9 protein-coding genes and 1 pseudogene are annotated in these 12,110 nt (G+C 64.6%); 8 read left to right on the top strand and 2 right to left on the bottom strand.

Annotated features, from left to right (window positions below; genetic code table 11):
• Positions 1–191, top strand: a pseudogene (locus EN874_RS33925) (IS110 family transposase); the annotation flags it as partial.
• A 213-nt stretch (positions 192–404) separates the two neighbouring features.
• On the opposite strand, the gene EN874_RS31120 reads toward EN874_RS33925, so the two are convergent.
• Both EN874_RS31120 and mgtE read right to left on the bottom strand, forming a co-directional pair.
• A complete protein-coding gene (locus EN874_RS31120) occupies positions 405–791 on the bottom strand; it encodes a MerR family DNA-binding transcriptional regulator (RefSeq protein ID WP_126088626.1) in 387 nt (128 codons plus the stop codon).
• A gap of 144 nt (positions 792–935) precedes the next feature.
• On the bottom strand, positions 936–2,333 hold the full coding sequence (mgtE, locus tag EN874_RS31115; RefSeq protein ID WP_168247679.1) for a magnesium transporter: 1,398 nt from the start codon (positions 2,331–2,333) through the stop codon (positions 936–938).
• 413 nt (positions 2,334–2,746) lie between these two features.
• Between mgtE and EN874_RS31110 the strand changes: the two genes are divergently transcribed.
• The 7 genes from EN874_RS31110 to EN874_RS31080 all read left to right on the top strand — a co-directional run bounded on the left by EN874_RS31110 (position 2,747) and on the right by EN874_RS31080 (position 11,567).
• The gene (locus EN874_RS31110; RefSeq protein WP_127428700.1) at positions 2,747–3,370 is read left to right on the top strand and encodes a response regulator transcription factor; all 624 of its coding nucleotides are present in this window, start codon (positions 2,747–2,749) and stop codon (positions 3,368–3,370) included.
• A gap of 122 nt (positions 3,371–3,492) precedes the next feature.
• Entirely contained in the window at positions 3,493–4,683 is a 1,191-nt protein-coding gene (locus EN874_RS31105) for an aminotransferase class V-fold PLP-dependent enzyme (RefSeq protein ID WP_126088623.1), read from the top strand.
• 10 nt (positions 4,684–4,693) lie between these two features.
• Positions 4,694–5,656 (top strand): CoA ester lyase, encoded by a 963-nt coding sequence (locus EN874_RS31100; RefSeq protein WP_127428699.1) that lies wholly within the window; start codon positions 4,694–4,696, stop codon positions 5,654–5,656.
• Positions 5,657–5,676: 20 nt separating this feature from the next.
• A complete protein-coding gene (locus EN874_RS31095; RefSeq protein ID WP_127428698.1) occupies positions 5,677–6,864 on the top strand; it encodes a malate--CoA ligase subunit beta in 1,188 nt (395 codons plus the stop codon).
• 14 nt (positions 6,865–6,878) lie between these two features.
• Positions 6,879–7,778: a succinate--CoA ligase subunit alpha gene (sucD, locus tag EN874_RS31090; RefSeq protein ID WP_127428697.1), complete on the top strand. Its 900-nt coding sequence runs from the start codon at positions 6,879–6,881 to the stop codon at positions 7,776–7,778.
• A 77-nt stretch (positions 7,779–7,855) separates the two neighbouring features.
• Positions 7,856–8,824, top strand: a complete 969-nt coding sequence (locus EN874_RS31085) for a D-glycerate dehydrogenase (protein WP_127428696.1) — start codon at positions 7,856–7,858, stop codon at positions 8,822–8,824.
• 64 nt (positions 8,825–8,888) lie between these two features.
• Complete coding sequence (locus EN874_RS31080) at positions 8,889–11,567, top strand: phosphoenolpyruvate carboxylase (RefSeq protein WP_127428695.1); 2,679 nt, start codon at positions 8,889–8,891, stop codon at positions 11,565–11,567.
• Positions 11,568–12,110: the final 543 nt, after the last annotated feature.

Genomic DNA, 12,110 nt, shown 5'->3' with positions numbered 1-12,110 from the left:
GCCGATCGCGTGTGCGCCGTGCCCTCTACATGGCGGCACTTAGTGCCATCCGAACCTGTGACCGCTTCAGAGCCTTCTACACCGACCTCGCAGCCCGCTCAGGCTCCAAGAAACTGGCCATCATCGCCGTCGCAAGAAAGCTCCTGGTCGTCCTCAACGCCATCATCCGCGACAAAACAGCCTTCGCCTGAACACAGTTGCCATTCCGTTACGCTAAGGCGTTGTGGCGGTTACAGAATTCTGCTCCGCTTCACTCTACGATCGAGGTAACGGCATGGATCCCAGGATCTCCGCGACGCCGCTTCGCGGCTGCTCCGCCCTAGGATGACGAAGTTCGAAAGCTTCGGCCAATCTCGAACGTTTGCGACAGTTGGCCTGGTGGAATTCTTTGGCCGTCAGCGGAGCTATGTATTCACGCCGAGTTCCGCCAGCCGCTCCACGCAGGACTCCTCGGCCTGGTCGAGCTCGGCCAGCGTTTCCTCCAGGTCGCGCCGCTTCTGGCGCAGATCCTCGCGCTTTTCCTCGATGCGCCTGATCATCAGCTTGAGCTGGCCGACCTCGCCGGGCGGCTCCTTGTACATCTGGATGATTTCGCGGATTTCGGCGATCGAGAAGCCAAGGCGCTTGCCGCGCATGATCTGACGGATGAGATGCCGGTCGGACGGGCGAAACAGCCGCGTGCGGCCGCGCCTGATCGGTTGCACCAGCCCTTCGTCCTCGTAGAACCGCAACGTCCGCGTCGACACGTCGAATTCGCGCGTCAGCTCGGTGATCGTGTAATATTCCCGCATTCTTGCTCCCACGCCCAAACATCCAGGCATCGCCACGCAGAAGCGTCGCCCTTCCTCCGATCAAACCCCGTCATGTGCCGGTCGGCATGTGACCCCAAGGCAACGTCGCACGGCACTTACGTAAAAGTCAATTGTAGCACTGTTTTAGGGAATGCCGAACCACCAGGTGGCCAGCCCGAGAAAAGCAAAGAAGCCGACGCAGTCGGTGACGGTGGTGACGAAGACGGCGGAAGCCACCGCCGGATCGATCTTGAAGCGGTCAAGCAGCAGTGGAATGAGAATCCCGGCGAGCGCCGCCGCGAACATGTTGATGATCATCGCCGCGGCGATGATGCCGCCCAGATTGCGGTCATGGAACCAGATCCCGGCGACCATGCCGATCAGCACTGCGAACACGATGCCGTTGATGAAGCCGACGCCGACCTCGCGGCGGATGATACGGGCGGCGTTGTAGATATCGAGGTCCTTCGTCGCCAGCGCCCGCACGGTGACGGTCATGGTCTGCGAGCCGGCATTGCCGCCCATGCCGGCGACGATCGGCATCAGCACCGCCAGCGCCACGATATGCTCGATCGTCCGGTCGAACAGGCCGATCACCGAGGCCGCCAGGAACGCCGTGACCAGATTCACGAGCAGCCATGGCACACGCGAACGCGACGTCGCCAGTACCGTGTCGGATAGCTCTTCGTCGCCGACGCCGCCCATGCGCAGAAGGTCTTCCTCCGCCTCCTGCTGGATGACGTCGACGACGTCGTCGATGGTAAGCACGCCGACAAGACGGTCGTTCTCGTCGACCACGGCGGCTGACAGCAGATCGTACTGCTCGAACTCCCGCGCGGCCTCTTCCTGGTCCATGGTGGCCGGAATGGCATGCTTCGTCTCATGCATCACCTCCTCGACCTTCACCGCGCGCTTGGTGCGCAGGATCTGGTCGAGATCGATGGCGCCGACCAGCTTGAAGCTCGGGTCGATGACGAAGATCTGGCTGAAGCGGTCGGGAAGGTTCTTGTCCTCGCGCATGTAGTCGATGGTCTGCCCGATCGTCCAGAACGGCGGCACGGCGACGAACTCGGTCTGCATGCGCCGGCCGGCCGTTTCTTCCGGATAGTCGAGCGCGCGCCTCAGCCTGATGCGCTCGGTGAAGGGCAGCTGTGAGAGGATCTCGTCCTGGTCTTCCTGGTCGAGGTCTTCCAGGATGTAGACCGCATCGTCGGAATCGAGCTCCTGCACGGCCTGCGCGATCTGCTCGTTGGGCAAATTGTCGACGATGTCGAGACGGATCGCCTCGTCGACCTCGGTCAGCGCGGAGAAATCGAAATCGGAGCCGAGCAAGTCGACCAGCGCGCGGCGCTGCTCAGGGTGGAGCGCTTCCAACAGGTCGCCGAGTTCCGACTGATGGAGGTCGTCGACCTCGCGTTTCAAGGAGAGCGTGTCGCGATCGGCGATGGCAGCGCCGATCTGCGCAAGGAAGGAAGCACGGACCGCGCCGTCCTCGCCATAAATGTCGGCGCCGCCTTCCTCAGCGGTCTTGGCGCCGGTCATCTGTCTGTCCTGGCTTTCCACCAGCGCCTCCCGCCAACAGGAATCCGGAAAGGGTGTGAATCAGGTCTAGAGCATGATCCCGAAAAGTGGAAACCGCATTTCGGGAAAATCCGATGCCTGTGCGGCAGATAGCGCCGCGACGCGATTCGTCTCGGCAAAACATTGCCCTAGCGTACGGAATCTGCGGCGAAATCTGCTCGTGACGCCTGCAATTGAAGCGGGTCGCGCGGCATTTTGCGGGTTCAGCCGGCGCGACAGAGCATGTCGCTGCGGAAAGAGCGCCACCTCACGGTTGGGGCAGAATTGTCATGATGCAGGCCTGCAGCGGCCGGCAAGCGCGAGATCGAAAGGACAAGCGGCAGGCCTTGAACCTCGAGTCGGGGAAAACGAACGAAACAGTTGGCTCGAGGCGCGTGCGCGTTGTCGTTGCCGAGCGCAATCCGCTCGTTGTATCGGCGCTCCGCGAGATGCTGGAATGCGACGGGCGTTTCGAGCTCCTGAGTTCCGTGCAGAGCGGCAAGCAATTCCTTGAACTGGCGGAGAGCACCGGGTTCGACGTCGCCGTCATCGGCTGGAAGCTCGCCGACATGGACGGCGCCGACATCCTGGCCGAAGTCCAGAGCCGCAAGCTCGACCTGCGCATCACGGTCTTTTCCAACGACCACGACGTCGGCATCCTGAAGCAGTGCGTGCGGCTCGGCGCCCAGGGTTACTGCTTCCAGTTCGACGATCCGCCGATCATTTTCGAGACGATCCTCGCGGTCGCGCACGGGCGCATCTGCATCCCCTACATCGACATCAACAAGGTCAATGACACGCCGCTGTCGCAGCTCACCGTGCGCGAGCGCGAGCTGCTTGCGGTGCTTTCCGACGGCTGGACCAATCTCCAGATCGCGACCCGGACCGGGATCTCGGAGAACACGGTGAAGTACCACCTCAAGAATCTCTACGACAAGCTCGACGTGCGCAACCGCGCCATGGCCGTAGCGCTCTATGCGAATGAGAAGCGCCGCAGTTCCAAATCGCCTTTCGGGTAGGCGGGCCGGGTAGGTCCGCCCCTACCCGCGCGTGGCGACAACTTACCCGGCAAGGTGTTGTTGCGAGGCGCGATCGAAACGAAACTTCCTCCACCATACCAAACGATCGGAGGAGTTCGCGCATGGCTGGGTTCAATCATCTTTTCATCCCGGGACCCACCAACATTCCCGAAGAGGTCCGGCAGGCGATGAACCTGCCGATGGAGGACATGCGCGCCGCCTCCTTCCCCAATCTGACGCTGCCGCTGTTCGAGGACATCAAACGCGTGTTCAAGAACGAGACCGGCCGCGTCTTCATCTACCCCTCGTCAGGCACAGGCGCCTGGGAAGCGGCCATGACCAACGTGCTCAGCCCCGGCGACCGGGTGCTGATGTCGCGCTTCGGCCAATTCTCGCATCTGTGGGTCGACATGGCCGAGCGCCTCGGGTTCGACGTCGACGTCATCGACTGCGAATGGGGAACGGGCGTGCCGCTCGACCTCTACGCGGAAAGGCTGCGGGCCGACAAGGCGCACCGCATCAAGGCGGTCTTCTGCACCCAGAACGAGACCGCGACCGGGGTCACCAGCGACGTCGCCGGCTGCCGCGCCGCGCTCGATGCCGCGAACCATCCTGCCCTGCTCTTCGTCGACGGCGTGTCGTCGATCGGCTCGATCGATTTCCGCCAGGAGGAGTGGGGCGTCGACTGCGCCGTCAGCGGCTCGCAGAAAGGTTTCATGCTGCCCGCCGGCCTCGGCTTCCTGTCGGTCAGCAAGAAGGCGCTTGCCGCGTCGCGGGTTTCGACCCACCGGCGGTGCTACTTCTCCTTCGAGGACATGATCCGCGCCAACGATACCGGCTATTTTCCCTACACGCCCGCCACGCAGCTGCTGCGCGGCCTGCGCGCCTCGCTCGACCTCATCGCCGAGGAAGGGCTGGAGAACATCTTCGCCCGTCACCACCGCCTCGCCGAAGGCGTGCGCAAGGCGGTCGACGCCTGGGGGCTGAAGCTGTGCGCCAAGGCGCCGCAATGGCACTCCGACACGGTCAGCGCGATCCTGGTGCCGGAAGGCATCGACAGCGCCGACGTCGTCAAGCGCGCCTACCGCACCTACCAGACGTCGCTCGGCGGCGGTCTCAACAAGGTGGCCGGCAAGGTCTTCCGCATCGGCCATCTCGGCTGGCTGAACGAGGTGATGGTCTGCGCCTCGCTGTCGGCCGCCGAAATGGCGCTGCTCGATTGCGGCGTGCGCCTGGCGCCGGGCTCCGGCGTGGCGGCCGCGATCGACCATTTCCGGCGCACCGCGGCAATGCCGGTCGCCGAGGCAGCGTGAGGAGCCGACGATGAGCCACACCATCAACCACCTCAAGAAGCTCAGGCTGCAGCGGAGCGAGCTGGCGGTTCCGGGCTCCAGCCCCGAGATGATCGACAAAGCGGCGAACAGCGCCGCCGACTTCGTCTTCCTCGACATCGAGGATGCGGTGGCGCCGCCCGACAAGGAACGCTCCCGCAAGAACATCATCCAGGCGCTGAACGACATCGACTGGCGCGCCAGGGGCAAGACCGTCTCGGTGCGCATCAACGGCCTCGACACCCACTATATGTACCGCGACGTCGTCGAGGTCATGGAACAGGCCGGCGACCGGCTGGACACGATCCTGGTGCCGAAGGTCGGCGTGCCGGCCGACCTCTATATGGTCGAAGCGCTGGTCAACCAGATCGAGATGGCCAAGGGCTTCAAGACCCGCGTCGGCCTCGAAGCGCTGATCGAGACCGCGCTCGGCATGGCCAATGTCGAGGCGATCGCCGCCACGCCCGGCCGGCTGGAGGCGATGCATTTCGGCGTCGCTGACTATGCCGCCAGCAACAAGGCGCGCACCGTCAACATCGGCGGGCTGAATCCCGACTATCCCGGCGACCAATGGCACTTCGCTTTGTCGCGCATGACGGTCGCCTGTCGCGCCTACGGCCTGCGCGCGATCGACGGGCCGTTCGGCGACTTCTCCGATCCCGAGGGCTACAAGGCTGCCGCCAGGCGCGCCGCCGCACTCGGCATCGAAGGCAAGTGGGCGATCCACCCTTCGCAGATCGCTTTGGCCAACGACGTGTTCTCGCCGCCGGAGAAGGAGGTCACGCGCGCCCGCCGCATCCTCGAGGTGCTGAAGGAGGCGGAGGCGCAGGGCAAGGGTGCGGCAGCGCTCGACGGCAAGATGATCGACGCGGCGTCCGAACGCATGGCGCGCAACGTGCTGGTTGTCAGCGAGGCGATCGAGCGCGCCGGCCAGGCGCATAGCGCGGCACATTAAAGAACGACCGGGAGGACAAGATGGACATTCACGAATACCAGGCCAAGGAACTGCTCGCCCGCCATGGCGTGCATGTGCCGCGCGGCGGGCTTGCCTACAGCCCCGAGCAGGCGACCTACCGGGCACGCGAGATCGGCGGCTCGAAATGGGTGCTGAAGGCGCAGGTTCATTCCGGCGCGCGCGGCAAGGCCGGCGGCATCAAGCTCTGCTCCAACGACGAAGAGATATCCAACGCGGCGGAAGCCATGCTCGGGCGCAAGCTGGTGACCCAGCAGACCGGCCCGCGCGGCAAGCTGATCTCGCGCCTCTATCTCGAGGAGGCGGTCGACATCGCGCAGGAGCTCTATCTCGGCTTCGTGCTCGACCGGAAGGAGGAGCGCGTCATGATCGTGGCGTCGGCCGCCGGCGGCATGGAGATCGAGGACATCTCCGAAAAGAAGCCGGATTCCATCATCCGCGCCACCGTCGATCCCGGTGTCGGCATGCAGGGCTTCCAGGCGCGCGAGATCGCCTTCGGTCTCGGCCTCGAAAGCAACCTGATCGGCAAGGCGACCGAGACCATCCTCGGCTGCTACCAGGTGTTCCGCGACTACGACGCCTCGATGCTGGAGATCAATCCGCTGGTGGTGACCCGCGACGGCAGCCTCGTGGCGCTCGACGCAAAAATGTCGTTCGACGAGAACGCGCTGTTCCGCCGCCCGGAAATCTCCGAGCTGCGCGACAAGAGCCAGGAAGACCCGCGCGAGACTTTCGCCAGCGACCGCGGCCTCTCCTATGTCGGGCTGGACGGCAACATCGGCTGCATCATCAACGGCGCCGGGCTCGCCATGGCGACAATGGACATGATCAAGATCGCCGGCGGCGAGCCGGCCAACTTCCTCGACATCGGCGGTGGCGCTTCGCCGGAGCGGGTGGCGAAATCCTTCCGCGCCGTGCTCGGCGACAAGAATGTCGAGACCATCCTGGTCAACATCTTCGCCGGCATCAACCGCTGCGACTGGGTCGCCGAAGGCGTCATCAAGGCGATCCGCGAGGTCGGCGTCGACGTGCCGCTGGTGGTGCGCCTCTCCGGCACCAAGGTTGAGGAAGGGCGCAAGATCCTGGCCGAGTCCGGCGAGAAGGTGATCGTTGCCGACACGCTGGCCGAAGCCGCCGAGAAGGCCGTCGCCGCCTGGCGCGCGGCCGCCAAGAAGAAAAAAGCAGCCTGAGGGAGGTCGAAGAAATGGCAATCCTGCTCAACCGCTCAACGCGCGTCATCGTGCAAGGCTTCACCGGCAAGATCGGCAGCTTCCATGCCGAGGACATGAAGCGCTACGGCACCAAGCTGGTCGGCGGCGTCACCCCCGGCAAGGGCGGCCAGACCCATCTCGGCCTGCCCGTCTTCAACACCGTCAAGGGCGCGGTGCGCGAGACCCGCGCGGAGGCCAGCATCGTCTTCGTGCCGCCGCCCTTCGCCGCCGATTCGATCATGGAGGCGGCGGATGCCGGCATCAAGCTCTGCGTCTGCATCACCGACGGCATCCCCTCGCAGGACATGATGCAGGTTAAGCGCTACATGCGCCGCTATCGCTTCGAGGACCGCATGCGCCTCGTCGGGCCGAACTGCGCCGGCGTCATCACGCCCGGTCAGGCGCTGATGGGCATCATGCCGGGCAGCATCTATCTGCCGGGACGCGTCGGCATCGTCGGCCGCTCCGGCACGCTGGGCTATGAGGCGGCCTCGCAGATGAAGGCGCTCGGCATCGGCGTGTCGACCAGCGTCGGCATCGGCGGCGATCCGATCAACGGCTCGTCCTTCAAGGACATCCTGAAACTGTTCGAGCAGGATGACGAGACCGACGCCGTGGTGATGATCGGCGAGATCGGCGGACCGCAGGAAGCCGAAGCCGCGATCTGGGCGCGCGACAATATGAGGAAGCCCCTGATCGCCTACATCGCGGGCTTGTCTGCCCCGAAGGGCCGCCGCATGGGCCACGCCGGCGCCATCATCTCGGCCTTCGGCGAGTCGGCGCAGGAGAAGGTCGAGATCCTGAAGGAAGCCGGCGTCGTCATCGTGCCCACCCCGGCCTCCTTCGGCGAGGTCGTGGCCGACACGCTGGCGCGGACGAAGAAGGCTGCGTGACGACCCGCATAGCCCGCAACATATGACGTCTGGGTCGGCGCGAGCATGGCGGCGACCCCTTGATCGGCGAGAATTCGATGAAACCGCGTTTGATTGTCACCCGCAGATGGCCGGCCGCCGTCGAGGCGATCCTTACCGAGCGCTTCGACACCACGCTCAATACCAGCGATGCGCCGCTTAGTCCTGCCGCAATGACCTCGGCGTTCTCGGATTTCGACGCGATCCTGGCAACGGTCAGCGACCGTTTGCCTTCCACGGTGTTTCCCGACAGCGCTGCCCGCACGCGTATCATCGCCAATTTCGGCGTCGGCTTCAGCCACATCGATGTCGCGGCGGCCCGCGACCGCGACATCGTGGTGACCAACACGCCTGGGGTGCTGACCGATTGCACCGCCGACCTTGCGCTGAGCCTGATGCTGGCGGTCGCGCGCCGGACCGGTGAAGGCGAGCGGCAGCTGCGAGCCGGAGAGTGGCGCGGCTGGTCGCCGACCCACATGGCCGGCGCCAGGGTGTCGGGCAAGACCCTGGGTATTGTCGGCATGGGCCGCATCGGCAAGGCGACGGCCAGGCGGGCGCATTTCGGCTTCGGCATGAAGATCGTCTTCTTCAACCGGTCACCGGTCGATGATGACGAGACGCGCGCTATGGGCGCGGTGCAGATGCCAGCTCTGGAGGATGTGCTCGCGGCATCCGATTTCGTGTCTCTGCACTGTCCGGGCGGCGCGGAAAACCGCCATCTCATCGATGCCCGACGTCTGCGGTCGATGAAAAGCAGCGCCTTTCTGATCAACACGGCGCGCGGCGATGTCGTCGACCAGGATGCCCTGATCGGCGCACTGGAAAGGCGTGAGATCGCCGGTGCGGGCCTCGACGTCTTTGACGGCGAGCCGGCCGTTCCGGAGGCGCTGAAACTGCTGGAGAACGTCGTTCTGTTGCCGCATCTCGGCAGCGCGACCGAGGAAACGCGGGTGGCGATGGGCATGAAGGTGGTGGAGAACCTGACCGCCTTCTTCGAGGGTCGTCCGGTCCCCGACCGGGTCGCCTGAAAGCCGGCCCGGCCTCAATCCAGGACGCGGCGGCAATCGATGCGGACGGATCAGGAAAAGCGGTTTGGAACAGAGCAGACGCATCAGGTTTCGTGAGGACGAGCGCAGCCTTTTACTGCGGCTGCTGCTTCGGGTTGCGAGCGCGCGCGAGCCGGAAATCGCCGCCATCCTGACCGGACGCAGGTCGCTCGTCTCGCTTGCGGCGGCGCAGCGCATCCCGGCGCTCCAGGCGAGCGGCGTATGGTTCCAGTTGCTGACGATTGTCGACGAGTTGCTCGCCATGCGGGGGCGTCGCGAGCTCGAACAGGGCGCGGGTGCCGACGAAGTGCCCGGGTCCTTCGCCAGCGTGATCGCACAGATGGCGGCGAACGGCCATTCCGCGGAGCAAGTCCAAGGGACGCTGAACGAGCTATCCGTCGGGCCGACCATGACCGCGCACCCGACGGAGGCCAAGCGCGTCACGGTGCTGGAGATCCACCGCCGCATCTATCGCAAGCTGACCGAGCTCGACCAGCCGCGCTGGGCGCCGCGCGAACGCGACCTGCTGGTCGCCGATCTGGAAAGCGAGATCGAGCTTCTGTGGATGACGGGCGAATTGCGACTGGAGCGTCCGACGGTCGAAGGCGAAATCGCCTGGGGCCTGCATTTCTTTCGCGAAGTCATCTTCGAGGCAACGCCGCAGCTCTATGACAAGCTTGAAAGCGCTTTCGAACGTCACTATCCGGGAGAGCCGATCAGGATTCCCTCCTTCATGCGCTATGCCTCGTGGATCGGCGGCGACCGCGACGGCAATCCAAATGTGACGGCGGCAGCCACCGCCCATGCCCTGTCCGAATACCGCAATACCGCCGCAGCCTGGTATCTGGCGCAGGTGCAGCGGCTGGTGAGTGTGCTCAGCGCCAGCTCGAACGTCATCGACCTGCCCGCCGGCTTCAAGCCGGTGCTGCAAACGGCGCTTGATAGAAGCGGACAGGCGCAGGCGATCGCCGCCCGCAACCCTGACGAACCGCTTCGTCAGTTCGCTTCGGCCATGCTTGCCCGGCTGGCGGCCACGCGGGACGGCGGTACGGCGGCATACCTCTCTGCAGAGACGTTTCGTGCCGATCTCAGCGCGCTGTCTTCAGTTCTCGAAGCGATCGGAGGGCGCGCGGTTGCCAAGCGTTTCGTCCGGCCCCTGCTTTGGCAGGTCGGAAGCTTCGGCTTCCGCACGGTCTCGCTCGACATCCGGCAGAACTCCACGGTCGTCAACCGGGTGCTGGCCGAGCTGTTTGCGCTGACAAATCCCGCCAATCCAGTCGCGGCCGGCACGCCGCAATGGTCGGCGCGCATTCGCGCGGGCCTCAGCCAGGGCGAGCGGCTGGAGATCGACGAAGGCCGGCTCTCGCCTGACGCATCTGAACTGCTTTCGACATTCTCCGTCATTCGCGATCACATCCTAAGCTCGGATGCCGACGCTGTCGGCTCTTTCATTCTCAGCATGACCCGCTCGGCCGACGATCTGCTCGCCGTCTATCTGCTGGCGCAATATTGCGGACTTTCAACCGCGCCCGATGGCGGCGGCACAATCAGGCTGCGGATCGTGCCTTTGTTCGAGACCATCGCCGATCTGCAGGCTGCCCCTGGGATCCTGAATGGATTGCTCGGCGTTTCCCTGGTGAGGCGGACGACGCAAGATTTCGGCGCCCGCCAGGAAATCATGCTCGGCTATTCCGATTCCAACAAGGACGGCGGTTTCCTCGCTTCCAATTGGGAACTGGCAAAAGCGCAAAAGCGCCTCGCTGCCGTCGGGCGCAAGCACAAGGTCAGGATCAGCTTCTTTCACGGTCGCGGCGGCTCCGTCAGCCGCGGCGGCGCGCCGACCGGCCGGGCGATCGCGGCGCAACCGGCAGGCACTGTCACCGGAACCATGCGGGTGACCGAGCAGGGCGAGGTCGTGTCGTCGAAATTCGCCAATCGCGGCACGGGCCTAAACCAGCTCGAGATCCTCGCCGCCGGTGTGCTGGCCCACAGTGTCGGATCGCCCGCCGACGGAGAGACGACACCCGAGTTCGACGAAGCGCTGGAAGCGCTCGCCGGCATGTCGCAGGCATCCTATGCAGGGCTGATGGCCGAGCCCGGCTTCCTCGATTATTTCAACCAGGCGAGCCCCGTCGCCGAACTGGCGCTCCTGAAAATGGGTTCACGGCCGGATCGCCGTTTCGGCGCCAGCGGCATTGCCGACCTGCGCGCCATTCCATGGGTGTTCGCCTGGAGCCAGAACCGCCATCTGCTGACCGGCTGGTATGGCATCGGCAGCGCGCTGAGCTCCTTCGTCACGGTGCGCGGCGAGGCCGGGCGCGAGCTTCTGGCTCGCATGTTCGAGCACTCGCGCTTTTTCCGCCTGATCGTCGATGAGGCCGAGAAGACGCTCTACCAGGCCGACATGGAGATCGCGCAGCTCTACGCGAGCCTGGTATCCGACAGCGATGCGGCCCGCCGAATCCACGCCCGTGTCGCCGCCGAATACGAGCTGACGCGGCGCCTGATCGGCGACCTCACGGGCGGCGATCTTTCCGCGCGCTTTCCGATGTTCAAGCGGCGTTTCGACAACCTGCGGCGACAGATGGATGACATTCACCGGCTGCAGGCCCATCTGCTGCGCGAAGTTCGGGCAAATACCGGCACGGCGGATCAGAAACGGGCGACCGATGCCCTGCTTGTGTCGATCAATTGCATCTCCGCTGGCCTTGGCTGGACGGGGTAGGCGCGGGTTTCTGCCCATAGCGGTGAGCCAATCGGCTGGACGCGCCTTCGCTCTGGTACGTCCGCTGCGAACGACGTCGCATTGCCGGGCAGGCAGTGACGAACCCTGCTCGTCCGTCAGTCGACCAAAGCGATATCTCGGGGGAGATTTGGTGCGGTCGAGAATAGTGCCAACCCCTGATGGCATAAGCACTTAGCCGCCCGCACCTGGCGAAAAGCTCATTACGATCATTGCGGAATTCCTTTCCGTGCCCGCACCCTAATCGGTGATCCGGTCTAAGATAGAAGCTCCTTTGTCCATGTCCGATCGCTACCAATCGCGCACAAACGCCGTCGCGGGAGCTTTTTTCTCAGCACTAGGATTCCGGCGCCCCTCAGGCGCTCGTCGGCAGGTCGGTAACCACGTCACACGCCTGAAGGTGGAAGAACGTCAGTCCCCAAGCTCGCAACCGCAGCTGTTTCTGTGACTCGAACTGGCGATCCGCCTTGTGACCCTGGCCGGAAGCCGTCGGCAGCAACCAGTTTAGCGATCGCTGTTCAATTT

Source organism: Mesorhizobium sp. M1D.F.Ca.ET.231.01.1.1, assembly GCF_003999155.2.
Lineage (GTDB): Bacteria > Pseudomonadota > Alphaproteobacteria > Rhizobiales > Rhizobiaceae > Mesorhizobium.
This window is presented reverse-complemented; position numbering and strand designations above follow the sequence as displayed.

What these genes read in the sequence shown, in the direction of transcription:
- EN874_RS31120 (WP_126088626.1), bottom strand. Translation starts at nt 791, where the DNA reads ATGCGGGAATATTACACGATCACCGAGCTGACGCGCGAATTCGACGTG.
- mgtE (WP_168247679.1), bottom strand. Translation starts at nt 2,333, where the DNA reads ATGACCGGCGCCAAGACCGCTGAGGAAGGCGGCGCCGACATTTATGGC.
- EN874_RS31105 (WP_126088623.1), top strand. Translation starts at nt 3,493, where the DNA reads ATGGCTGGGTTCAATCATCTTTTCATCCCGGGACCCACCAACATTCCC.
- EN874_RS31100 (WP_127428699.1), top strand. Translation starts at nt 4,694, where the DNA reads ATGAGCCACACCATCAACCACCTCAAGAAGCTCAGGCTGCAGCGGAGC.
- EN874_RS31095 (WP_127428698.1), top strand. Translation starts at nt 5,677, where the DNA reads ATGGACATTCACGAATACCAGGCCAAGGAACTGCTCGCCCGCCATGGC.
- sucD (WP_127428697.1), top strand. Translation starts at nt 6,879, where the DNA reads ATGGCAATCCTGCTCAACCGCTCAACGCGCGTCATCGTGCAAGGCTTC.
- EN874_RS31085 (WP_127428696.1), top strand. Translation starts at nt 7,856, where the DNA reads ATGAAACCGCGTTTGATTGTCACCCGCAGATGGCCGGCCGCCGTCGAG.